Origin of the sequence: Thioclava sp. (assembly GCF_048263065.1) — a bacterium.
Lineage (GTDB): Bacteria > Pseudomonadota > Alphaproteobacteria > Rhodobacterales > Rhodobacteraceae > Thioclava.
The window spans coordinates 14,309-35,827 of sequence record NZ_JBLXEM010000008.1; the positions used below are offsets into that span (position 1 = coordinate 14,309).

The 21,519-nt window shown below is 59.6% G+C and carries 21 protein-coding genes and 3 pseudogenes; 12 read left to right on the plus strand and 12 right to left on the minus strand.

The annotated features are described in order from the left end of the window. The first annotated feature begins 13 nt into the window (after nucleotides 1-13). The 8 genes from crcB to ACN0SD_RS12460 all read left to right on the plus strand — a co-directional run bounded on the left by crcB (nucleotide 14) and on the right by ACN0SD_RS12460 (nucleotide 7,561). A complete protein-coding gene (gene crcB / locus ACN0SD_RS12425; protein ID WP_417808556.1) occupies nucleotides 14-391 on the plus strand; it encodes a fluoride efflux transporter CrcB in 378 nt (125 codons plus the stop codon). Continuing rightward, nucleotides 388-1,428: an RluA family pseudouridine synthase gene (locus ACN0SD_RS12430; RefSeq protein WP_417808557.1), complete on the plus strand. Its 1,041-nt coding sequence runs from the start codon at nucleotides 388-390 to the stop codon at nucleotides 1,426-1,428. Before crcB ends, ACN0SD_RS12430 begins: the two co-directional genes overlap by 4 nt. Then, nucleotides 1,425-2,090, plus strand: a complete 666-nt coding sequence (locus ACN0SD_RS12435; protein ID WP_417808558.1) for an HAD-IA family hydrolase — start codon at nucleotides 1,425-1,427, stop codon at nucleotides 2,088-2,090. Before ACN0SD_RS12430 ends, ACN0SD_RS12435 begins: the two co-directional genes overlap by 4 nt. Then, complete coding sequence (locus tag ACN0SD_RS12440; protein ID WP_417808559.1) at nucleotides 2,087-2,797, plus strand: ATP12 family chaperone protein; 711 nt, start codon at nucleotides 2,087-2,089, stop codon at nucleotides 2,795-2,797. Before ACN0SD_RS12435 ends, ACN0SD_RS12440 begins: the two co-directional genes overlap by 4 nt. Nucleotides 2,798-3,018: 221 nt before the next feature. Further along, a complete protein-coding gene (locus ACN0SD_RS12445) occupies nucleotides 3,019-4,035 on the plus strand; it encodes an amino acid ABC transporter substrate-binding protein (protein WP_417808560.1) in 1,017 nt (338 codons plus the stop codon). Between the two features lie 138 nt (nucleotides 4,036-4,173). Continuing rightward, complete coding sequence (locus ACN0SD_RS12450) at nucleotides 4,174-5,439, plus strand: amino acid ABC transporter permease (RefSeq protein ID WP_417808561.1); 1,266 nt, start codon at nucleotides 4,174-4,176, stop codon at nucleotides 5,437-5,439. A gap of 1 nt (nucleotide 5,440) precedes the next feature. Continuing rightward, nucleotides 5,441-6,757, plus strand: coding sequence for an amino acid ABC transporter permease (locus ACN0SD_RS12455; protein ID WP_417808562.1), 1,317 nt, complete (start codon nucleotides 5,441-5,443; stop codon nucleotides 6,755-6,757). 12 nt (nucleotides 6,758-6,769) lie between these two features. Beyond that, entirely contained in the window at nucleotides 6,770-7,561 is a 792-nt protein-coding gene (locus ACN0SD_RS12460; RefSeq protein WP_417808563.1) for an amino acid ABC transporter ATP-binding protein, read from the plus strand. A gap of 101 nt (nucleotides 7,562-7,662) precedes the next feature. Here ACN0SD_RS12460 and ACN0SD_RS12465 read toward each other — a convergent pair whose 3' ends face one another. The 3 genes from ACN0SD_RS12465 to argB are packed head-to-tail and all read right to left on the minus strand — an operon-like array spanning nucleotide 7,663 to nucleotide 9,679. Then, nucleotides 7,663-8,181 carry a SixA phosphatase family protein gene (locus ACN0SD_RS12465; protein WP_417808564.1) on the minus strand — a complete coding sequence of 173 codons (519 nt, stop codon included), beginning with the start codon at nucleotides 8,179-8,181 and terminating at the stop codon, nucleotides 7,663-7,665. Then, entirely contained in the window at nucleotides 8,178-8,798 is a 621-nt protein-coding gene (locus tag ACN0SD_RS12470) for a ferredoxin (protein WP_417808565.1), read from the minus strand. Before ACN0SD_RS12470 ends, ACN0SD_RS12465 begins: the two co-directional genes overlap by 4 nt. A 2-nt stretch (nucleotides 8,799-8,800) precedes the next feature. Next, nucleotides 8,801-9,679 (minus strand): acetylglutamate kinase, encoded by an 879-nt coding sequence (gene argB / locus ACN0SD_RS12475; RefSeq protein ID WP_417808652.1) that lies wholly within the window; start codon nucleotides 9,677-9,679, stop codon nucleotides 8,801-8,803. Nucleotides 9,680-9,821: 142 nt separating this feature from the next. On the opposite strand from argB, the gene ACN0SD_RS12480 reads away from it, so the two are divergent. Then, the gene (locus ACN0SD_RS12480; RefSeq protein ID WP_417808566.1) at nucleotides 9,822-10,553 is read left to right on the plus strand and encodes an SDR family NAD(P)-dependent oxidoreductase; all 732 of its coding nucleotides are present in this window, start codon (nucleotides 9,822-9,824) and stop codon (nucleotides 10,551-10,553) included. Between the two features lie 17 nt (nucleotides 10,554-10,570). On the opposite strand, the gene rsgA is transcribed toward ACN0SD_RS12480, so the two are convergent. From rsgA to ACN0SD_RS12505, 5 genes and pseudogenes are all read right to left on the minus strand, one after another. Further along, nucleotides 10,571-11,728: a ribosome small subunit-dependent GTPase A gene (gene rsgA, locus ACN0SD_RS12485; RefSeq protein ID WP_417808567.1), complete on the minus strand. Its 1,158-nt coding sequence runs from the start codon at nucleotides 11,726-11,728 to the stop codon at nucleotides 10,571-10,573. Between the two features lie 13 nt (nucleotides 11,729-11,741). Further along, nucleotides 11,742-12,282 (minus strand): annotated as a pseudogene (locus ACN0SD_RS12490) (hypothetical protein); the annotation flags it as partial. A gap of 196 nt (nucleotides 12,283-12,478) precedes the next feature. After that, nucleotides 12,479-12,652 (minus strand): annotated as a pseudogene (locus ACN0SD_RS12495) (IS5/IS1182 family transposase); the annotation flags it as partial. A gap of 71 nt (nucleotides 12,653-12,723) precedes the next feature. Then, nucleotides 12,724-13,267, minus strand: a pseudogene (locus ACN0SD_RS12500) (transposase); the annotation flags it as partial. A gap of 3 nt (nucleotides 13,268-13,270) precedes the next feature. Continuing rightward, on the minus strand, nucleotides 13,271-14,260 hold the full coding sequence (locus tag ACN0SD_RS12505; protein ID WP_417808568.1) for a quinone oxidoreductase family protein: 990 nt from the start codon (nucleotides 14,258-14,260) through the stop codon (nucleotides 13,271-13,273). Nucleotides 14,261-14,316: 56 nt separating this feature from the next. Between ACN0SD_RS12505 and ACN0SD_RS12510 the strand changes: the two genes are divergently transcribed. After that, entirely contained in the window at nucleotides 14,317-15,225 is a 909-nt protein-coding gene (locus ACN0SD_RS12510; protein WP_417808569.1) for a LysR family transcriptional regulator, read from the plus strand. 357 nt (nucleotides 15,226-15,582) lie between these two features. Here ACN0SD_RS12510 and ACN0SD_RS12515 read toward each other — a convergent pair whose 3' ends face one another. Then, complete coding sequence (locus ACN0SD_RS12515) at nucleotides 15,583-15,999, minus strand: DUF6522 family protein (RefSeq protein WP_417808570.1); 417 nt, start codon at nucleotides 15,997-15,999, stop codon at nucleotides 15,583-15,585. Nucleotides 16,000-16,032: 33 nt separating this feature from the next. After that, complete coding sequence (locus ACN0SD_RS12520) at nucleotides 16,033-16,458, minus strand: RrF2 family transcriptional regulator (RefSeq protein ID WP_417808571.1); 426 nt, start codon at nucleotides 16,456-16,458, stop codon at nucleotides 16,033-16,035. Between the two features lie 437 nt (nucleotides 16,459-16,895). Here ACN0SD_RS12520 and ctaD point away from each other — a divergent pair, with 437 nt between their 5' ends. Continuing rightward, nucleotides 16,896-18,560 (plus strand): cytochrome c oxidase subunit I, encoded by a 1,665-nt coding sequence (gene ctaD, locus ACN0SD_RS12525; RefSeq protein WP_417808572.1) that lies wholly within the window; start codon nucleotides 16,896-16,898, stop codon nucleotides 18,558-18,560. Nucleotides 18,561-18,945: 385 nt separating this feature from the next. Here ctaD and rnk read toward each other — a convergent pair whose 3' ends face one another. Both rnk and ACN0SD_RS12535 read right to left on the minus strand, forming a co-directional pair. Further along, the gene (gene rnk / locus ACN0SD_RS12530) at nucleotides 18,946-19,389 is read right to left on the minus strand and encodes a nucleoside diphosphate kinase regulator (protein WP_417808653.1); all 444 of its coding nucleotides are present in this window, start codon (nucleotides 19,387-19,389) and stop codon (nucleotides 18,946-18,948) included. 85 nt (nucleotides 19,390-19,474) lie between these two features. Continuing rightward, a complete protein-coding gene (locus ACN0SD_RS12535; RefSeq protein ID WP_417808573.1) occupies nucleotides 19,475-19,927 on the minus strand; it encodes a hypothetical protein in 453 nt (150 codons plus the stop codon). 574 nt (nucleotides 19,928-20,501) lie between these two features. Between ACN0SD_RS12535 and ACN0SD_RS12540 the strand changes: the two genes are divergently transcribed. Then, nucleotides 20,502-20,819, plus strand: a complete 318-nt coding sequence (locus tag ACN0SD_RS12540) for a DUF1127 domain-containing protein (protein WP_417808574.1) — start codon at nucleotides 20,502-20,504, stop codon at nucleotides 20,817-20,819. The last annotated feature ends 700 nt before the right edge of the window (nucleotides 20,820-21,519 follow it).

Here is a 21,519-nt window from a genome sequence, read left to right on the forward strand (position 1 = left end):
AAAGGAGACACCAATGCTGACAACGGTTTTGCAGGTTGCGCTTGGCGGCGCGATCGGCGCTTCGGGGCGCTATCTTTTGGGGGTAGGCATGATGCGCAGCTTCGGGCCGCAGCCGATGCCGCTGGGCGTGCTTACGGCCAATATCCTCGGGTCGTTCTTCATGGGGGCATTGATTGTGTTTCTGGGGGCCAAGCAACTGACCCATTGGAACGCCTTTCTGGCAACCGGAATGCTGGGCGGGTTTACCACGTTTTCCTCGTTCTCGCTGGAAGCCTATCGGTTGATAGAGCGCGGCCAGACCGGGATGGCAGCCGCGTATATCGCGCTGTCGGTTCTTGCCGCACTGGTCGGGTTGTTTGCGGGCGTTTCGATGATGAGGGCAGTTTTATGAGCGGTGTGCAGCAAATTCAGGTTACCGAGGATGAGGGCGAGCAACGCCTTGATCGTTTTCTCAAGCGGCGGTTTTCGCAGCTTTCCCAAGGCATGATCGAGAAGATGTGTCGCAAGGGCGATCTGCGCGTCGATGGCGGTCGGGTCAAGGCTAACACGCGTGTAGCGCCTGGCCAAACCGTGCGTGTGCCGCCGATTCCTGATGCGCCACCGCCCAATGACGTTGAGGGGATCTCTGACGCAGATGCGCAGTTTATTCAGGGCTGCGTGCTGTGGAAGGACGAACATATCATAGCGCTCAACAAACCCGCTGGTCTGCCCAGTCAGGGCGGCTCGGGGCAGGGCAATCGCCATGTCGACGGGCTCGCCGAGGCGCTGTTATTTGGCTACAAGGATAAGCCAAAGCTGGTGCATCGCCTTGATAAAGACACGTCCGGCGTGCTGCTTTTGGCGCGCACGGATCGCGTCGCGCGCCGCCTGTCCGAGGCGTTTCGTTCTAAGACCACGCGCAAGATTTACTGGGCGGCCGTCGCCGGTGTGCCCAACCCGAAAATGGGCACGGTGCGCTTTGGTCTGGTCAAGGCGCCGGGGCATGGGCGTGGCGGCGAGGGCGAAAAGATGCATTGCATCCACCCGTCCAAGGTCGATCAGACCGAATATGCCAAACGGGCCACGACCGATTACGCGGTGCTGGATGCGCTGGGAACGCGGGCGTCCTGGGTCGCGCTGGTGCCGATCACCGGGCGCACCCATCAGCTGCGCGCGCATATGGCAGAGATCGGTCATCCGATTGTGGGCGATGGTAAATATGGCGGCTCGGGGCAGGAAAATCTGGGCGATGGCTGGGGCGCGCAACTGGGCGGAGAGATCAGCCGCAAGCTACATCTGCACGCCCGCCAGATCAGTTTCGACCACCCGATTTCGGGCAAGCGCATCACTTTGGTCGCGCCGATGCCCGATCACATGAAGCGCACATGGAATACGCTGGGCTGGAACGAGCGCGACGTGCCCGCCGACCCGTTTGAGGATCTTGCATGAAGCTGGCGATTTTTGATGTGGATGGCACGATTTCGGACAGCCAGACCCATATCACCCATGCGATGGGGATGGGGTTTGAGGCGGCGGGTCTAGCGGCCCCTGCTGCCTCGGCGGTGTTGCAGATCGTTGGGTTGTCGCTGCCCGTCGCGGTGGCGCGCCTTGCGCCCGATCTGGATGGCGGCACGCAGGCGCGCATCGTCGAGGGTTACAAGCAAAGCTACATGAGCGCGCGTGCGGCTGATCCTGCGCCGCTTTATCCCGGTGCGGCGGCGCTGCTGCATCGTTTGGCGGCGCGCGACGATCTGCTGTTGGCGGTGGCAACGGGCAAATCGCACCGTGGCTTGCGCGCGCTGATCGAGCATCACGGGCTAAACGGACTGTTTGTCAGTCTGCAAACCGCCGATGATCATCCTTCCAAGCCGCACCCGTCGATGATTGCCGCCGCGCTGGCCGAGGCGGGCGTCGGAGCAGGGGACGCGGTGATGATTGGCGATACGAGCTATGATATTGAGATGGGTCGCGCCGCAGGGGTCAGCACCATTGGTGTGCGCTGGGGCTATCATCCGGGCGCTGAGCTTGAAGCCGCAGGTGCGCACCGGATGGTCAGCGATTTTGACGCGCTGGAAGCGGCGCTGTTTGACGTGTGGGGGATGCGCGCATGAGCGAATGGGCCGCGAAACGGTTTTGGAAAGAGGCGACGGTCGATGCCGGCAAGCAAGATTTCGGCGTTATGCTGGATGGCCGCCCGCTGCGTACACCCGCCAAGGCCGAGTTGCGCGTGCCGACCCTTGCGATGGCGCAGGCGATTGCGGCGGAATGGGATGCGCAAGAGGGCGCGATCCGCCCCGAGACGATGCCCGTCACCCGCTCGGCCAATGCCGCGATCGACAAGGTCGCGGTGCAGTTTGACGAGGTGGTCGGTCTGCTGGCCGAGTATGGCGGCACCGATTTGCTGTGCTATCGCGCCGACGGTCCCGAAGAGTTGATCACGCGTCAGGCGCAGGCTTGGGACGCGCTACTGAATTGGGCAGAGGGCGAATATGGCGCGCGGCTTGCTGTCACGTCCGGGGTGATTCCGGTCGATCAGGACGCAGCCGCACTGGCCCGTTTGCGCGCAGAATTGGCGGCCCTCAATCCGTTTGCACTGGCGGCGATGCACGATCTGATCTCGCTCACCGGATCGCTGGTTTTGGGGCTTGCGGTGGCGCGCGGGCGGCTGGATGCGCAGCAGGCGTGGGATTTGTCGCGCATCGACGAGGACTGGCAAAGCGAGCAATGGGGCGCGGATGAAGATGCTGATGACCTCGCATCTCTAAAAAATGAGGCGCTGTTACAAGCGGCGCGAATCTGGGCACTCGCCCATTCGTGAGCCGTCGCGATTTCCTTTCCGACCAAGAATGCGCCTATTTCAACGGCTATTGCCGATCAAATGTGCAAATGGCCTCACGGAAACCCGAAAGCGGCCTTGACCTTCTTTCCTGATCTGGACCACACTTTCGTTACGATGTGTCACTGGACACTGTAATTTGGTCCACTGCGGGCCGTCCAAGAACCGCTCCCCACAGGGCGGCGAAACAGGAAGAGGTAAAAATGAAGAAATCCGTGTTTATCGGCGCGCTGACTGCGGCCACCTTGGCTGCCGGGGTTGCTGGTGCAGCAACGCTTGACGACGTGAAGGCACGTGGCGAGCTGATCTGCGGTGTGAACACCGGGCTTGTCGGCTTTGCCGCACCCGATGCAAACGGCAACTGGTCGGGCTTTGATGTCGCGATCTGTAAGGCTGTTGCGGGTGCCGTGCTTGGCGATCCCTCGAAAGTGAAATACGTGCCGACCTCGGGTCAGACGCGTTTCACCGCACTGGGTTCGGGCGAAGTCGATCTGCTGGCGCGCAACACCACCTGGACGTTCTCGCGCGACACCGACCTGAAGCTGCAATTCACCGCGACCAACTACTACGATGGTCAGGGCTTCATGGTGCGCAAAGATTCCGGCGTGACTTCGGCCAAGGAACTCGACGGCGCGTCCGTGTGTATCCAGACCGGCACCACGACAGAGCTGAACTTGGCTGACTACTTCAAAGCCAACAACATGAGCTATCAGCCGATCACTGTTGATTCCAATGCTGAGGGCGAGCAACAGTTCTTGGCTGGCGCTTGTGACGCTTACACCACCGACGCATCGGGTCTGGCCGCAACGCGCGCAGCCTTCGCAAATCCCAGCGATTACGTGATCCTGCCGGAAATCATCTCGAAAGAGCCGCTCGCACCGGCCGTTCGTCAGGGTGACGACCAGTGGACCGATATCGTGCGCTGGACGGTTTACGCGCTGATCGCAGCCGAAGAATACGGCGTGACCTCGGCCAATATCGACGAGTTGGCGAAAAGCACTGAGAACCCGGAAATCAAGCGCTTGCTTGGCACCGAGGGTGATCTTGGCGCGATGGTCGGCCTGAGCAAAGACTGGGCTGTGAACGCGATCAAGGCGAATGGAAACTACGGCGAGATCTTTGCCGCAACCATTGGTGAGCAGACCCCGATCGGTCTGGCACGCGGGCTGAACGCTCAGTGGACGCAGGGCGGCCTGATGTACGCTCCTCCCTTCCGCTAAGACGACACTGGCAGGGGCGCGGTTCATTCCGCGCCCCTGACCTTTTATCAAAAGACCGTGCGCGGGGGAGACCATCCCCAAGGCCCGACATAGAATGGCCACATAACAAAAAGCGCTACGGCAACAGGGGAAATACAGATGACTACTGCGCCAGACGCGCCGGAGCACACAGGCTTCCGGCTCAGCCAGCTTATATATGATACGCGTTACCGCTCGATGACGATCCAGATCGTGGTGCTGTTCTTGGTGATGGGGTTTGTCGGCTGGCTGGTCGATAACACGATCCAGAACCTCAACGCTCTGGGCAAGGATTTCAACTACAGTTTCCTTGGACAGCGTGCTGGCTATGATATCGGCAACGCCCTGATCCCGTATAACAACGACATGACCCATGGCCGCGCGCTGTTGGTTGGCTTGCTGAATACGCTGTGGGTGTCATTCCTAGGCTGTATCGCGGCAACCTTTATCGGCGTGCTCGTCGGCGTGCTGCGCCTGTCGAAAAACTGGCTCGTTGCGCGAATGATGACGATCTATGTCGAAGTCTTTCGCAATATTCCTGTGCTGCTTTGGATCTTGGTGGCGCTTGCGCTGCTGACGGAAGTTGCACCCTCTCCCAACGCCTATAAGGTCAACGCGGCGACCGGCGAGGCCAAGACCTCGATGTTATTTGAATCGGTCGCCTTCACCAACCGCTATACCGCGATCCCCTCGATCCATTTTGATCGCAGTCTTGGCTCGCTTGATACGGCGCTGGCCCCGATTTCACTGAACTTCCTCGCGATTGTGCTGGTGCTGCTGGCAAGCTGGTTCGTGACAAAATCGCTGAACAAACGCGCCACTCAGATGCAGGCGAAAACCGGTGTGCGACCAACAACGTGGTGGAAGAACCTCGCGATCTGGGTGCTGCCGGTGGCGATCCTTGTCACTGTTTTGGGCATTAACCCAGAAGAGCCGGCACTCAAAGGGTTCAACTTTACCAAGGGCACGAACGTGTCCAACGCTTTTATTGCGCTTTGGGCGGGGCTGTCGCTGTATACCGCCGCCTTCATCGCCGAGATCGTGCGCGCCGGTATTCTAGCCGTTTCAAAGGGGCAGTCCGAGGCCGCCTTTGCGCTTGGATTGCGGCCCAATCGCACGATGCGTCTGGTGATTTTGCCGCAAGCGTTGCGGGTGATCATTCCGCCGCTGATTTCGCAATATCTGAACCTGACGAAGAACTCCTCGCTTGCCATCGCAGTCGGCTATCTCGATCTGCGCGGCACACTGGGGGGCATCACGCTGAACCAAACGGGGCGCGAGCTAGAGGCGATCACGCTGATGATGCTGATCTATCTGGTGATTTCGCTGCTGATTTCCGGCGGGATGAATATTTTCAACAATCGCGTCAAGCTGAAGGAGCGGTGATATGAGCGACACGCACGCCCAAACTGTCGCCTATGTGCGCGACACGATGCTGCCCCAGCAACCCGCACCTGCCGGGCAATCAGGGGCGATCCAATGGCTACGCGAGAACCTGTTCTCGGGATGGTTCAACACGCTGCTCACGCTGCTGGGCATTTACGTTACCTATAGCTTCGTGATGCATTTCTACCCGTGGTTCGCCCATGGCGTTTGGGATGCCAACTCACTCAAGGAATGTCGCGCGATCATCACCGAGCGCTACGGTGCCGGGGCAACCGGAGCGTGCTGGGCGATGATCAACGAGCGCTGGCACCAATTTCTTTTCGGGTTCTACCCGAGTGAGCTGTACTGGCGTCCGGTTTTGACCTTTGCGCTGTTGTTCGTGGCCGTTGGCCCGTTGATGTTTCAGTGGGTGCCCAAAAAGGTCGTCTGGTTTACGCCGCTCTTTCCGTTCCTCGCCGTCTGGCTACTTTGGGGCGGCTCGATCTGGGCGCCGCTATTGGTGCTGGCCGGGTTTGCGCTAGGCTGGGTCGTGTCTAGCGTTGTGGGGAAGTATGGCTCTATCGCGGGCTTCTCGGCCGGGGCGATTGTGGCGATCTTGTATTTCCTTTTCGCCGTCGGGCCGCTGATTGACCTGTTTCATTCCATGATCCCGTTGGGGATCGAGCATGTCGACTCGGCCAAGTTCGGGGGCTTCTTGCTGGCGATCACGCTGGGCGTCGGGGGCATTGCGATGTCGTTGCCTGCGGGGATTATCCTCGCGTTGGGGCGGCAATCGGATATGCCGCTGGTCAAGGGTTTGTCGATCATCTTCATCGAGTTCATCCGTGGCGTGCCGCTGATCACGCTGCTCTTCGTGGCCTCTTTGCTGCTGAACTACTTCCTGCCGCCGGGCACGAACTTTGACATCATTCTGCGGGTGATGATCCTCGTGACGATGTTCGCGGCTGCCTATATCGCCGAGGTGATCCGGGGTGGTCTGGCCGCCCTGCCGCGCGGGCAATACGAGGCTGCGGATGCATTGGGTCTAGATTACTGGAAGGCGCAACGGCTGATTATTCTGCCGCAAGCGCTGAAAATCTCGATCCCGGGCATCGTGTCCACCTTTATCGGGATGTTCAAAGACACCACGCTGGTCGTCTTTGTGGGGCTGTTTGATCCGCTCAAAGGCATTCCCGACTTCATCCGCGCCGACTTCAATTGGAAAGGGATCTACTGGGAACCCTTCGTCTTTGTCGGCGCCATCTTCTTCATCCTGAACTTCGCGATGTCGCGTTACTCGATGCATCTCGAGAACCGACTGCAACGTGACAATCACTAAGGAAGAACACACATGAGTGAACCACATTTCGAACGCGAAGTTGACCGCAGCCACATGCAGGTCAGCGATGAAGTTGCGATCCAGATCGAGAACATGAACAAATGGTATGGCCAGTTTCACGTTCTGCGCGATATCGACCTGACCGTGCAGCGCGGCGAGCGTATTGTTATCGCCGGGCCTTCAGGATCGGGGAAATCGACGCTGATCCGCTGCATCAACCGTCTTGAGGAACATCAGCAGGGCAAGATCATCGTCGACGGGATCGAGCTGACCAATGACCTCAAGAATATCGACAAGATCCGGCGCGAAGTGGGGATGGTGTTTCAGCACTTCAACCTGTTCCCGCATCTCACGATCCTTGAAAACCTGACGCTGGCCCCGATCTGGGTGCGCAAAACGCCCAAGAAAGAAGCCATCGAAACGGCGATGCACTTCCTTGAGAAGGTGAAGATCCCCGAGCAGGCTGACAAATATCCCGGTCAGCTTTCGGGCGGTCAGCAGCAGCGCGTGGCGATTGCGCGCAGCTTGTGCATGATGCCGCGGATCATGCTGTTTGACGAGCCGACCTCGGCGCTTGATCCCGAGATGATCAAAGAGGTGCTTGATACGATGATCGAGCTGGCCGAAGAGGGCATGACCATGCTGTGTGTGACCCACGAGATGGGCTTTGCGCAGGCCGTGGCGAACCGGGTGATCTTTATGGCCGACGGTCAGATCGTTGAGCAAAACAACCCGCATGACTTCTTCAACAACCCGCAATCGGATCGCACCAAGCAGTTCCTGAGCCAGATTCTGGGGCACTAATAGGGGGGGGCAGGGGCGTTGCTCCCGACTACCAAAGCCTTGGCGGTCCCCCAAAACATTTCACGAATTTGGAAGGGCTGAGGCGTTCCCCGGCCCTTCTTCTATCGGTCTCGCGTGGGTGTGAAGAAGTCGAGCATCGAGCCCTGACCGGGTTCAAGATCGGCCCAATCCTTGATCTGGAAATCCACGATCAGCGTCGCGCCCGTCGGGAAGCGGCGGAAATTCGGATCGAGGACCTCGCGCGCGAGCAGTTGGCGGGCGAATTCCGCGATGCCGGGGTTATGGCCCAGAATCATCACCGTGGGCGCGTGGGCTGTTCTAAGAACTTCGAGCAGGGTTTCGGGGCTCGCGTGATAGAGTTGGTCGCTGTAGCGCAACTCAGGACGAGTCTCGATCACGGCACCAGCCACACGGTCCCATGTCTCGCGGGTGCGCAGCGCGCTTGAGCAGATAACCTCTTCGGGTTCCAGCCCCCGCGAGGCAAGAAAGTCGCCCAACTCGGTGGCGGCGAGGCGGCCGCGCGCATTTAGCGGGCGGTCTTGGTCTTCGATAAGCGGATCATCCCAGCTTGATTTTGCGTGGCGGGTGAGGATCAGGCGATGGTGGCCGGTTGGGGTCATGGGTGAAATTGCCTCATATGCCATGCAGATTGTTTCGCCAGCCTGCCATAGCTTTCACCGGCGGGGCAAGCGCGCCGTGCAAGGCAGCCCGAATTTCGACACGCCTGCCCTTGGGGTGCGTCCAGATGGGCGTGACAGGCGGGCACGTCATAGCCCTGCGGACCAAGGGCTGCGACCGGGCAGGCAGTGGTGCAGGGAGTCGCGCAGCCATTGCAGGGATTGGTGGCGGGGGCAGGCAGGGGCAGGCGCATGCGTAGCACCAGCGCGCCGCGCACACTCGCCCAAAGCCCCATGCGCGCATGAACCATCAAGTGAATGGGCGACTCGAAACTTTGCCCCGAGTCGATCGCCCAACGCACGAACGGGTGCCACGGTGGCCCGGTAAAGGGAAAGCGCGCCTGTGCGCCAAATTGCGCGGCCAATGCGCTGATCACACGGCTTGACCAGCGATCAAGCGGATCGGGCGCACCATCGCCGAACTCGGGCTGGGCGGTGACATGGGCCCAAAATCCCGGCTCATCGGGCGAAATCAGCAGAATCGTCTGTGCCCCCTCATGCAGCGCGCCCGAGAGAAACAGGCGATGAGGGGTCAGTGCGTCACTCAGGCCCGGCAGCATGTCTAGCGCGTCTGCGGTGGCACGCGCGGCGTTGTCGAGCGGATCAGCGAGCCTGCGCCATGTTCGGTGAACAGTTCTAGCAGGCAGGCGTTTTGCACCCGTCCATCTACGATCACCACGGCGCGCACGCCCTCGCTAAGCGCCTTGAGCGCGGTTTCGGCTTTCGGAATCATGCCTCCCGCGATTGTGCCATCTGCGATCAGCGCCTCTATATCTTCGGGAGTGAGTTGGGTAATCACCTCACCCTCTTTATTTTTGACGCCTGCGACATCGGTCAGCAGCAGCAAACGATCCGCCTGAAGCGCGCCCGCAATGGCCCCCGCAGCCGTGTCGCCATTGACGTTGAAGGTCTCGTTATCGGCCATGCCGGTGGCGACCGGCGCGATTACCGGAATGATGCCGGCGTTATAAAGATCGCGGATCACCTGCACGTTCATCTCGACCGGACGGCCGACAAACCCCAGCTCGGGGTCGTCGGCCTCGCACACCATCAGGTCGTCATCCTTGCCCGAGATACCAACCGCACGCCCGCCCTGATCGTTGATCGCCTGCACGATGCGCTTGTTCACCAGCCCCGAGAGGATCATCTCGACCACCTCGACTGTGGCCTTGTCGGTCACCCGTTTGCCGCGCACGAATTTGCTTTCGATCCCCAGCTTGCCCAGCATTTCGTTGATCATCGGGCCGCCGCCATGCACGACGACCGGGTTCATCCCGACCTGACGCATCAGCACGATATCGCGGGCAAATTCTGCCATCGCGTCCTCATCGCCCATCGCGTTGCCGCCAAACTTCACCACCACGACCGCGCCGGAATAGCGTTGTAGATAGGGCAGAGCCTCGGACAAGGTGCGGGCGGTGGCGATCCAGTCTTGGTTCATCGTCTGTTTTCTCATCTGCTGGTTCCTGAGGAGGGCGCGGACCCTCACTTGCTAGCCCCAAAATCCGGGCTTGGGAAGGGCGGGGCGTTGCGCTTGGCCCAAAACGGGATAGGGTCGGCGCAACGCAAGGAGATACGACCTAATGGATGATCGCAAGGTGATGTTGCTGACGGGGGCAAGCCGGGGGATTGGGCATGCCACGGTGAAACGCTTTGCCGCCGAGGGCTGGCGCGTGATTACCTGCTCGCGCCAACCCTTCCCCGAAGAATGCCCGTGGGGCGGTGGTCGCGAGGACCACATCCAGATCGACTTGGCCGACCCAAGTCGCACCATCGAGGCGATTTCTGAGATCCGCGAGCGGCTGGTTGGCCGTCTGGATGCGTTGGTCAACAACGCGGGGATTTCGCCCAAGGCCGAAGATGGCGGGCGGTTGAACACGCTCGACACCGATCTGCGCACATGGGGGCAGGTATTTCACGTCAATTTCTTTTCCTCCATCGTGCTGGCGCGCGGCTTGGTCGAAGAGCTATCTGCGGCCAGCGGTGCGGTGGTGAATGTGACCTCGATTGCGGGTTCGCGGGTGCATCCGTTCGCGGGGGCGGCCTATTCAACGTCAAAAGCCGCGCTTAAGGCACTGACGCGCGAGATGGCGCATGATTTCGGGCCTTTGGGCGTGCGGGTGAACGCGATTGCACCGGGGGAAATCGAGACCTCGATCCTGTCGCCGGGAACGCAAAAGATCGTTGATACCTTGCCGCTGCGCCGTCTTGGGCAACCCTCGGAAGTGGCCGATGTGATTTGGTTTCTGTGCTCGGATGCGTCAAGCTATGTCACGGGCACCGAGATTGAGGTTAACGCAGGCCAGCACGTCTAAGCACTGATGTGTGGGGCTTAGCGGCGTTTGCGCGGCACGGTGGTTCGATTGCCACGCGGTCCGGTTTGCACCGGCGTATTCAGGCGGTTCTCGTCTTGCAGCTTGCGCCAGCGTTCCAGCCGTGCAGGGTCCAACGTGCCCGCCTCGACTGCTGCACGCACCGCGCAGCCGGGCTCATGTTCATGGGTGCAATCGCGAAAGCGGCAGTTGGGCGCAAGTTCGGTAATTTCGGCAAACAGCTTGTCCAGTCCGGCCGCAGCATCGCTGACATGGAGTGATCGCATCCCTGGCGTGTCAATCACCCAGCCGCCCCCCGCGATCGCATGCAAGGATCGCGACGTGGTGGTATGACGCCCCTTCGCGTCATCTTCTCGAATGGCGCCTGTGGGCTGGGCCTCGTCGCCAGACTTACCCGACAGCGTGTTGAGCAACGTCGATTTCCCGACGCCGGACGAGCCAACCAAGGCCACCGTTTGCCCCGGCCCGCACCAGCGCGCGAGTTGCGTGATCGCATCGGGGGCTTTGGCATTCAGCGTCACCGCAACAAGGCCGCGTTGCAGGGCTTCGGCCTGTTGCTGATACTGCGCCGGATCGTCGGTCTGATCGCTTTTCGTAAGCACGATCACCGGGGTCGTGCCCGCCTCATTGGCAAGCGCGAGATAGCGTTCCAGCCGGGCGGGATTGAAATCATCGTTGCAAGACGTGACGATGAACAGCGTGTCCACATTGGCCGCGATCAACTGCGGCACACGGGCCCCTTCGGCATGGCGTTCCAGCAGGGATTTGCGGGTCAAGCGGCGCTGCACTGTCAGGGTGTCGGGATCGACCAACACCCAATCGCCAACGGCAAAATCCGTTGTTTTGACCTGATGCCCAAGGGCCAGCCGCACGGCCCCCGTTTGTGATTGTGCCGACAGCCGCGAGCGGTGAACGCTTGCGATGCGCATGCAGGCCAGCGCCGTTTCCTCGGGTGTCAGTTGGTCGGCAAAAAACGCCGACCAGCCAAGGTCGGGCAAGGAAAGCGCGGATTGATCTTTAGACTGGGTCACGCCGACCTGCATGGCCGCGCTGCCGCGATGATGCAAGTGTTTCCGCATCGCCGCGCCACTTTTGCGCCGATCAGGCAGCAACAGATTTGCGCCAGTCGCGGGCGGCTGTGCGATATCATCGTTCATTTAGGCACAAGTCTCATAACCAGAACATGACGGTTGCGGTGAGTGCGATGGCGGAGAGGAACACCTTCGGGCACCTGTCTTAGCAGGTTGCGACGCAGTGCCCGTTGTCTAGTAATCGATTTGCATAATCGATGAGAGGAAATCCTTGAGCCCGCCGAATATGATTTCAATGCGGTTGCGGCCTTTGCAGCGGCGCTTGTCGTCTTTGATGACGGTCTTGCGGGCTTTGCGCCCCGGAATTCAGAGCTTGATCCCCTTGCCTTTCAGGGCGTCGCGGAACCAGTCGGCGTCATAGCCGCTAGCCGCTAGCCGCTAGCCGCTATCCGCAGCCCGGCAGCCGACACGCAGTTTCGATGAAAGCGACCCAAGAGCCACTCGGCTTTAGGCAGATCGCTCAGGAGCGCCGCTGCGCCAATGTCATCTCTGATCCGTTGCTCGGCAGGCGATGCACGCATCACCCAAAGGGGGGCCGCCGTCATGAAGAACCGGATTGGCCGCCCGTCGGTATCGGTGGAGGCATGCAGTTTAGTATTCATACCACCTTCTATGCGCCCCCTATCGGGCCATTGCTGCGCAATGCCGAGTCGGGCAATGGTTCAGCTTGCCATGTATAATCAAGACGACGGCAAGCAATTTAACGGGTCCTGAGCCTCGCCCAGCGAATGACAACTCTGCGCCGAATCTGTTGAAAAACACGGTGTCGCGATCGCAGAAATGGTTGCATGAATTAGGTCGTGAGTGCCTTTTCTATCAGGCTTTTCGGGTTTGCTGCGGTGCAGGAAGGATATTGGCCAATTCACGGAGGTTTTGGGCGGTGGCAGCGAGTAGAAATCCGTCCTTCGCACCGTTTTGGCCATGTCATCGGAGCCTGCCAAGCCCGAGGATGCGTTTGAGGTGGGCGAAGAGCATTTCCACATTCTTTCGAAGCGTCATCGCGATCACCTATTCATCTGTTTTGGCCCGTCTCGTGCATCTAAATATTCCCGAGAGAGACCAATCACGCCGTGGTCCGTGTCGATGAGATAATTGTCGAAATAGCTAAAGAATGCTGGGCTCTTCCGCGTCGCCGTTTGTTACCGGCAGGTGAATGTGCGCAATCACCAAGAGGCATTGGCTGGCCGGGTCGGAATGGGATGTAAACTGGGGTAGCACCTCGCTTGCCGCACCAAACGCGGCCTCATCCAGCGTGTCCAGATACTCGCGCACGGCGCGAGGGGATCTACTGGGACGATGTTTGCCGCGCCCGGTTTTTCCTCCGGAGTCGAGTTCTGCTTGTTGGCATCAGCTTCTGTCAGACTGGCATCAATGGCTATACGTTGCCCGGTGACCAGACCCTCTGCAATGCACCTCGCCACAGCGGCCTCAAACAGGCAACGCAGCAAATTTCTCTCGCGGAAACGGGCCCACTCGGCATTTGCCGTGCCATTGCCCGCCGGGCAACGCATGGCGGTTCTTGGAAAAGGTGGACTGATCGGGCACGCGATTGTTCAGATCGAGGCGACAAAACCAGCGATAGGCGAGGGTCAGATGCCTGTCTTCTCGCTAAGGCACCAGCACAAGCGCCCCCATGGTTTTGCGGCTTTCCGCGTCCGCATGTGCTTTTGCAGCGTCTGTAAGGGGGTATGCGTGGGGCATTTCTACTGTCAAGACACCGTCCCGGATGGCAGTGAATAGCCGCTCCGCCGCGGCTTCGAACTCACCGCGGTCTGCGGTGTAATGCGCGATCGACGGGCGCGTGAGATAGAGCGACCCTTTCGCCCCAAGCGTGCCGATCTGCAACGGAGCTACAGGCCCCGAGCTTTCGCCGAAACTGACCATCGTTCCGCGCGGTTGCAGGCAGTCGAGAGAGCGTTCGAACGTATCGGCTCCGACCGAGTCATAGACGACCTTGACCCCTTTGCTGCCCGTAATCCGTTTTACCTCGTCGCGAAAATCATCGCGCGTGTAGACGATGGCATGTGCACAGCCTTGGGCGCGGGCCCGCTGCGCTTTTTCGTCGGTTCCAACGGTTCCGATCACCGTGACATCAAGTGCCTTCAACCACTGACTGGCGAGCGCGCCGACACCACCGGCTGCCGCATGCAGCAGAACCGTGTCTCCGGGTTGCAGGTTGACGCAGCGATGGGTCAGATATTCAGCGGTCAAACCTTTGAACAGGCTTGCGGCCACGATCGTGCTGTCAAGATCATCCGGCACAAGCAGCGCCCGGGCTGCGGGTAGGTTGCGATGGCGCGCATATCCGCCCGGCGGGCCGCCGACATAGGCCACGCGATCACCAATGGCGAAACCGCTGACCTCTGTACCGACGGCAGTTACCTCACCCACGCCCTCTACGCCGGGGGTGGCGGGCAGAGGCAGTTTCGGGCCGAAGACGCCCTTGCGGTGATAAACGTCAATGTAGTTGAACCCGATTGCTGTTTGGCGGATCTGGATCTCGGTATTGCCGGGGGCCGCGAGAGGCACTTCGACGGGCAACAAAACCTCTGGGCCGCCAAAATTGGAAAATCGAATTGCTGTTGTGGTCTGGCTCATGACACGGATTCCTTTGCTTTTCGTCATTTTGCGTCATTTCCAATAGAAGTCGATGCTTGTTTTTGGCGACAGGCTTTGCGAAATTGCAAAGCGTCATGGACTGGAACGACCTGAAATTCTTTCTTGCCTTAGCACAGGGCAAATCGCTTTCTGCGGCGGCCCTGACGCTTGGCGTCAGCCCGTCCACGGTCTCGCGTAGAATCGACGCGCTGGAGCAAGGGCTACAGGTGGAACTGTTTCGCCCACACCGCGATGGCTATGCGTTAAGCGAAGCAGGCCAAGCTTTGGTGCCCGAAGCCGAGCGCGCCGGAGCACAGATGCGCATTTTCGAGCGCAATGCGCGCGAGACTGGCGATGATCTGGCGGGGCCGGTCCGGATTGAGGCCCCCGAGCTGTTAGGTCAGGAAGTGCTGCTGCCTGTTCTGATCGACATCATGGCGAGCTATCCGCGCATTCGGATCGAGTTGCGCACTGCGGTTCAGCCCGCGCACCTCGGCGCCGAAGAGGCCGATATCGTCATTCGTCTGGTGCGGCCCAGCCACGGAAACTATCGTATCCGCAAGGTCGGTGCGATCCGTTTCGGCCTTTACGCGTCGTCCGGATATGTCGGGCAGCATGGACAACCGCAAGGCCCTGATGACCTGATCGGCCATCAAGTGATCGGTTGGGTCGAGGATCTGAGGTTTCTGACCATGGCGGACTGGCTCGCAAGCCATTGCCCGGGGGTAAGGCCTTCGTTGCAGTTGACTTCTTTTGCCGCGCAGGTCGAGGCGGTTCGAATGGATGCAGGCTGGGCCGTGCTCCCCGATTTCATCGCCCGCCCTGCGGGGTTTCTGCCGGGACTGGAAGACGTGCCGCCCCTGACGTCGGATCTTTGGCTTTTGATCCACGAACAGGCTCCGCCGAGGGTCAGGTTGGTGCGCAAACATCTGACCGAGTCTTTGATGGCGCAATTTTCATCCTGAGGAATAGAAGGCGTGCGTCGGCTTTGTTGCCCCCTCTTGGCGATGTCTGTATCGCCGAGAGGGGGGCTTCTATATCGACATTGTCGAAATCCAAAACGCTGAGGGCAAGCTTTACCTTCTCGTCGGTATCGACCGCACCGGCAAATCCGCAGTCACCCTGCCGGATGACCTGCAGCGCTATCAGATCGGCTATCGTCCCCTTCCCATCTCGCAAAGGTGATGCGCAAAGCCGTTACGATCCCGGTCATGGCTCTGGCCCGGTCACGGCTCTGGCGATGCAGGCCAACTACATGGCCCCGACCGCGACAAACCGCACCCGGGAATGCGTATAAACCTCGGCCACCGGATGCGTGACGATCAATTGTTGCCAACCTGTTTCGGCGGGTCAAAGCAGATGGCTACCGGGTCGCTGGCCGGGAACGTTCCCTGCAATGCGATGTCGAGAAGCGTGTCGAGCCGATCCTGTCGCAAGCCGCCGACTTGGTTTGGCGGGACGTTCGTCTTTGAGGCATTCAACGCGCGTCTTGTATAATCGGCAACGCTGCGTGTTAGGATATTTCCTTCTTCATCTGCGGTCAGGCGAACCCGTTTAGTCGCCGAATAGAAGGTCAGGCGAACTTTGCCCGCGTCTTCGGCTTCTCCTCGCTCGAAGCGACTGGTAATTGTGCCGTCGCGCATGGATTGCCTCAGCTCACCCGTGCTGATCCGAAACGCCTTGGCGAGCACGTCAGCGTCGATCTGGATCATGCCCTCGGCAAATTCGATCTGTGTCATCGGCCTTCTCCATTTTACAGCACCTCGCTTGATTTACTCCGCCGCGATCACTGGGCTATCCGGCCACGCGCAATCAGCGATCGTTGACCGATCGAGTTCCGAAATGAATGCCTCCCGCGCGGCGGCCAGCCGGGGTTTCAGTCGGCATCGCGGCTTCAGCACGCAGGAACCGCCATCGGCGCGGAAGCACTCGACCATGGCGAAGCGCTGTTCAAGGTGACGCACGACCTCCCCCAGTGTGATTGTTTGCGCGGGTCTGGCAAGCTTCAGTCCACCGCTTCGCCCGCGCTGGCTGCTGACGAAGCCGCCGCGACCGAGATCCCGGACGACCTTGGCCAGATGATGTTGCGAAATCTCGAATTCGTCAGCTATCTGCCCCGTCGAGATGGCTTCGTCAGGTGTTCCGGCCAGACGCATCAAGACCCGCAAACCATAATCGGTGAAAGAAGCAAGGCGCATTCACGTTCCTTTAATTGGTATTGACAATATTTAATATATCGGAAGATAATTGGCATTGTAAATACCAATTATGTGACGGATTCGGATGGCCGAAGCTGGGCAGACGGTGTTGCGATGCGTGGGGTAACGCAAAGAAGGGCGTGTGTTTGGGCGGTGAGTGGAGGTCGCCTGTGACATAACATCCGATGCTGAAGCGGATCACGCCCGACACCCACAATTTGGTTTTCGACCGGCCCGAAGGGGTCGACTATTCGCCGCCAACCAATGGAGGGGATCATGATCGCAGTAATCAAGGGACTTGGCAGACGCTCTTCGCAAGTCTGGCCCGGTTCAAGGTGGGCCGGAGCAGACATATCCATCTTGAAAACAGCGCTCTTTTCCCACGGTTCGAAAATGACACCTAGGATTGATTTGGAACCCAGCCGCAGGAGGCTGCCATGAGCGAGGCGATGCTGGAACAGGACCATGGCCGCAGGGGCTTTTTCACCCGCTGGTTCATGTCCACCAATCACAAAGACATCGGTATTCTCTACCTGTTCACGTCCGCCGCCATCGGCTTGGTCGCAGTGCTGTTTTCGGTCTACATGCGGCTGGAGCTTATGGAACCCGGGGTGCAGTATCTGTGTCTCGAAGGTCTGCGTTTCTGGCCGTCAGCCGCCGAATGTTCGCCTAACGGACATATGTGGAACATCCTCGTCACGTATCACGGCGTGCTGATGATGTTTTTCGTGGTCATACCGGCCCTTTTCGGAGGGTTTGGAAACTATTTCATGCCGCTGATGATCGGCGCCCCCGACATGGCGTTTCCGCGGCTCAACAGTCTCAGCTATTGGCTCTTCGTTGCCGGAGCCGCCCTCGCCTTCGCGTCATTTCTGGCGCCGGGAGGGGACGGGTCGCATGGAGCCGGAGTGGGCTGGACGTTTTATGCGCCGCTCTCGGTGCTAGACGGCGGCATCTCGATGGATTTGGCTATTTTTGCGATACACGTCTCGGGCGCAAGTTCGATCCTCGGTTCGATTAACATGATCACCACGTTCTTGAACATGCGCGCGCCGGGGATGACGATCTTTAAGGTGCCGCTTTTCGCCTGGTCGATCTTCGTTACCGCATGGATGCTGCTTATGGCAGTGCCGGTGCTGGCGGGGGCGGTTACCATGCTGCTGACCGACCGGAATTTCGCGACAACCTTTTTCGACCCCTCCGGCGGCGGGGATCCGATGCTCTACCAGCATCTGTTCTGGTTCTTCGGCCACCCCGAGGTTTACATCGTGATCCTTCCCGGCTTCGGTATCGTGAGCCATGTCATTGCGACATTCTCGAAAAAGGCGATCTTCGGTTACCTTCCCATGGTCTGGGCCTTGATCGCGATTGGCATATTGGGGTTTGTTGTCTGGGCCCATCACATGTTCACCGCCGGCATGTCAATCACGCAACAGAGCTATTTCCAGATCGCCTCGATGACCATTGCCGTGCCGACTGGCATCAAGGTGTTTTCCTGGATCGCGACAATGTGGCAGGGGTCGATCCAGTTCAGAACACCTATGTTGTTCGCGATCGGCTTCATCTTTCTCTTCACGATCGGCGGTGTCACGGGCGTCGTTCTGGCGCAGGCGAGCGCGGATCGCGTCTACCACGACACCTATTATGTGGTCGCGCATTTCCACTACGTGATGAGCGTTGGCGCAGTCTTCGCACTGTTTGCGGGCATCTATTACTGGCTTGCGAAAATGTCGGGGCGGCAATACCCGGAATGGGCCGGAAAGCTGCATTTCTGGATGTTCTTCATCGGCGCAAACCTGACATTCTTTCCGCAGCATTTTCTGGGGCGCCAAGGGATGCCGCGCCGCTACATCGACTATCCCGAGCCCTTTGCGATCTGGAACGCGGTCTCAAGCTGGGGGGCGCTGCTTTCCTTCGCGTCGTTCCTGCTGTTCATCGGGATCATCTTTTACACGCTGCTGGCGGGCAAGCGCGAGACACGCGCGAATTACTGGAACGACTACGCCGATACCCTGGAGTGGACGCTGCCTTCGCCGGTGCCAGAACACACGTTCGAGGAACTGCCAAAACCCGAAGATTGGGAGCGCCATCCCGCCGACTAATTGGGCCATGAAACTGGGCTGTGCGGCGCTATGCACATGCAGCAACCTTGAGCGGAAACTCGCAAGGTCGGTCTCTTAGGCACAGCGTTGCGGCTGACCTGCGGCGCCTGCGCGGAGATCCGTTGTTGCGTCGGAGAAGATCCACGGATCGGTTCACGGCAAAGCGGGCATCGGTTAGGGGCTGCGCGGGGCAGGGCTTCGTTGCAGTTGCCGCATGTCCCGCGCACGGGATCGATAAACATGGCGCGCACTCCGAAGAACTGAGGTTTGGTGGCGGCGATTTGCGTTTGCCCGGTGAACGCGCCAGACGAACAGCACTTCATCAGATTGCTCTCTCCGGGGGCGACATTTGCGGTCGGGAGTGCCTTCGCCGATTGCATCCTCATCATTTCCCGTCGGTCTCCGCGACGACTGGCTGCTCGACGCGCGTGACCGTCAGCATCCGGCGCTGATTATCGCGCGTATCCCAGTAGAACGAAGCCCCTTCGGACAGGCCCAGAAGCGCCACTCCGATCGGTGTCATCAGAGAAATTCGATGGCGCGCTATGTCGGCATTCTCGGGATAAACCAGAATCACGCGACTTTCCTTTCCGGTGGTTTCATCCCTGTAGGTTACCGTGTTGCCAATTCCGACGACGGTCTTGGGCATCTTTGCGGAAGGCACGATGCGCGCGCGGCCCAACTCGTCAAGCAAACGCTCGGCCAGCGTAGGATTGCGTTGCATCGCGCCTTCCGCCAAGGCTTCGATATGCCCGAGATCATCTGCATTGATGACGATCTTCGGCTTGCGCATCTGGCGCGTTTTGGTCGGACTGGTCGTTTGAGTCATCATTTGGATAGCCTCCTTGTATGGGCCGTGAAAAGAACGTCTTGGGTTGATGGGATTTCGGGCGGCTGAAAGGTAGAACATCAGATCAGCTCGGTTGGACCACGCTCAGGACCGAGATCGTGCCGATCGTTTTATCCTCACGTAGCAGAGGGGCACGTTGCCCGACCCGCATCCCGATCAGCGTGGCGCCCAGCAGTGAGCAAACGGGTATGACGCCGCTGGCCTGCCCGGTTCTGGCACGGTGGGCCAGTAATCCGGTCTGGATCGGCCCATCATCTACTGAATAGATGACGCGACACCCCCCGGTTACGAGATCGCTGGCATGAATGTTTCCGACCGGTTTCGTTGCCATGATTTTGTGCTGCAGGACATAGGCAAGCAAGGTCGAGGCGGGTTGCCGAGCGGCGTCGCACAACTCCAGATGCCGCTGAAGTTGCCGGTGATCGGCGTCGGGCAAAATCGACCACTTGCACGGCCGTGTCGTTAGACCTGAGTGGTCTTGAAAAACAGACAGTTGGGTATCGCTGATGCTGGACATAATTCCTCCTCGGACGATGGACCGTCACGTGTTCAATTCAGGACTATGAGGAAACCCCGGGAGGTATGTCAGGCGCGCACGCGCCTCGCCCCCCGGGGAGCCGGGCGGTTCAGAAGAAGAAAGCGGAAATGATCTTCGTGTGCCAACATGACAATAAAGCTAGGTATTGGATTTCAACAAGTCAATCTGAACGGGCACCAGAAATGGCTCAGACGGCCAGTTATGACCCGAAATCCTTGCCCATCGGCGCTTCCGTGCCGAAGGATCGCAAGCAGGCTGGCCGCCGATTGAAAGCTTCGTCGACAAGGCCCATATTAGTATCATGATGATGTTCAGGTTTCATAGGAGGTTCCTGCGGCTTGCAGGAAAACTACTGAACCGCCGGTAACCCCGGGCGGGGCTGGCTGGTATGGCTTTCCCACGCTTCGGGGCTCATCCTGATCTTCCAATGATCACATGAATTGACGGAGGCCTCTGCGCCGCCGCCCCCTAACTTGCAGAGATTTGCAAGCTGATCGCGTATGACCGCAGGGGCAGACGTCATGGCTTCAGTACCTATGCAATGGAGAATGGCATGCAAACTTTTCCTCCGATCCGAACCTATATCGATGATCTTCACGGCTACTACGTCGCGCAACGCGCCAAAGACAAAGAGAGTGGCGGGGCGCTACGTCGATGGTTGCGTACGGCCACCCGGCGGTGGGAGCGACGCAAGATGATCGTTGCTCTAAAGGCCATGGATGACCGCATGCTTCGAGACATCGGAATCCACCGCGGTGACATTGCGCGCATGGTCGATGGTCTCAGCGACCGCGAGCTGCGCATGACGCCTTTGGCGCCGTCCGGGAACCCGAACGAAACTTACGACGATATCTATCGCAAGGCGGCGTGAACATCGTTCGCAAACCCCGTCGCGCCATTGCCAACCAATGGCGCGACACATCCTCAGCTAGAAAAACGCCACAGGTCAGAAGGAGCCAGACCAATGATGATTTGCAAGGCCGATTTCGAAGAACTTTTCCCCGAAACGTTCAGATCGCACCAACGTCCTCTAGCGGGAAGAACGGTCGGCAACCCAAGCCCCGCCTGCCTCGCCCGCTGGGAAGATGATGGGGGGCGGCCCAGCCGCCAATTGCCCCGCTGCGGCGTGCTGGTCGACCGACGGGCAAACGACGGCTATCCTGTTCCCGACCCGATGAGAACGAGCCTCGCGCTCGCCACGATGCCCGCTGCGGCGGTGTATGGCGCAATATGGACGACGCTCTCGAACTTTGGGCGCCCGACGGGGCGCTGACACATCAACGACCGGGCGGCGTTTTGGCAAACATCGCCACAGACGGTCAAAAGAACGGAGGGCCGACGATCAGGAAACTGACACACTTTTTGACGATGGTGGGCCAGTTTCCGCAAGACGACTCGGTTTTGGCCCGCACGCTGGAGGTCTTGGCGGTCCACGATGCCCTTTTCGCGCGATGATGCTGCGCGAAGAGGGCACGGCCGGTTTCGATGCGGATTTGCTGGCAGAGGACGACGCCGCGACGCCCGGGAACGCGACGCCCGCCTTGCCTTGAACGGTCCATTTCACCTATACC

Excerpts from the sequence above, each read along its gene's own strand:
- crcB (WP_417808556.1), top strand. The coding sequence starts at position 14 with ATGCTGACAACGGTTTTGCAGGTTGCGCTTGGCGGCGCGATCGGCGCT.
- ACN0SD_RS12430 (WP_417808557.1), top strand. The coding sequence starts at position 388 with ATGAGCGGTGTGCAGCAAATTCAGGTTACCGAGGATGAGGGCGAGCAA.
- ACN0SD_RS12435 (WP_417808558.1), top strand. The coding sequence starts at position 1,425 with ATGAAGCTGGCGATTTTTGATGTGGATGGCACGATTTCGGACAGCCAG.
- ACN0SD_RS12440 (WP_417808559.1), top strand. The coding sequence starts at position 2,087 with ATGAGCGAATGGGCCGCGAAACGGTTTTGGAAAGAGGCGACGGTCGAT.
- ACN0SD_RS12445 (WP_417808560.1), top strand. The coding sequence starts at position 3,019 with ATGAAGAAATCCGTGTTTATCGGCGCGCTGACTGCGGCCACCTTGGCT.
- ACN0SD_RS12450 (WP_417808561.1), top strand. The coding sequence starts at position 4,174 with ATGACTACTGCGCCAGACGCGCCGGAGCACACAGGCTTCCGGCTCAGC.
- ACN0SD_RS12455 (WP_417808562.1), top strand. The coding sequence starts at position 5,441 with ATGAGCGACACGCACGCCCAAACTGTCGCCTATGTGCGCGACACGATG.
- ACN0SD_RS12460 (WP_417808563.1), top strand. The coding sequence starts at position 6,770 with ATGAGTGAACCACATTTCGAACGCGAAGTTGACCGCAGCCACATGCAG.
- ACN0SD_RS12465 (WP_417808564.1), bottom strand. The coding sequence starts at position 8,181 with ATGACCCCAACCGGCCACCATCGCCTGATCCTCACCCGCCACGCAAAA.
- ACN0SD_RS12470 (WP_417808565.1), bottom strand. The coding sequence starts at position 8,798 with ATGCTGCCGGGCCTGAGTGACGCACTGACCCCTCATCGCCTGTTTCTC.
- argB (WP_417808652.1), bottom strand. The coding sequence starts at position 9,679 with ATGAACCAAGACTGGATCGCCACCGCCCGCACCTTGTCCGAGGCTCTG.
- ACN0SD_RS12480 (WP_417808566.1), top strand. The coding sequence starts at position 9,822 with ATGGATGATCGCAAGGTGATGTTGCTGACGGGGGCAAGCCGGGGGATT.
- rsgA (WP_417808567.1), bottom strand. The coding sequence starts at position 11,728 with ATGAACGATGATATCGCACAGCCGCCCGCGACTGGCGCAAATCTGTTG.
- ACN0SD_RS12505 (WP_417808568.1), bottom strand. The coding sequence starts at position 14,260 with ATGAGCCAGACCACAACAGCAATTCGATTTTCCAATTTTGGCGGCCCA.
- ACN0SD_RS12515 (WP_417808570.1), bottom strand. The coding sequence starts at position 15,999 with ATGACACAGATCGAATTTGCCGAGGGCATGATCCAGATCGACGCTGAC.
- ACN0SD_RS12520 (WP_417808571.1), bottom strand. The coding sequence starts at position 16,458 with ATGCGCCTTGCTTCTTTCACCGATTATGGTTTGCGGGTCTTGATGCGT.
- ctaD (WP_417808572.1), top strand. The coding sequence starts at position 16,896 with ATGAGCGAGGCGATGCTGGAACAGGACCATGGCCGCAGGGGCTTTTTC.
- rnk (WP_417808653.1), bottom strand. The coding sequence starts at position 19,389 with ATGACTCAAACGACCAGTCCGACCAAAACGCGCCAGATGCGCAAGCCG.
- ACN0SD_RS12535 (WP_417808573.1), bottom strand. The coding sequence starts at position 19,927 with ATGTCCAGCATCAGCGATACCCAACTGTCTGTTTTTCAAGACCACTCA.
- ACN0SD_RS12540 (WP_417808574.1), top strand. The coding sequence starts at position 20,502 with ATGCAAACTTTTCCTCCGATCCGAACCTATATCGATGATCTTCACGGC.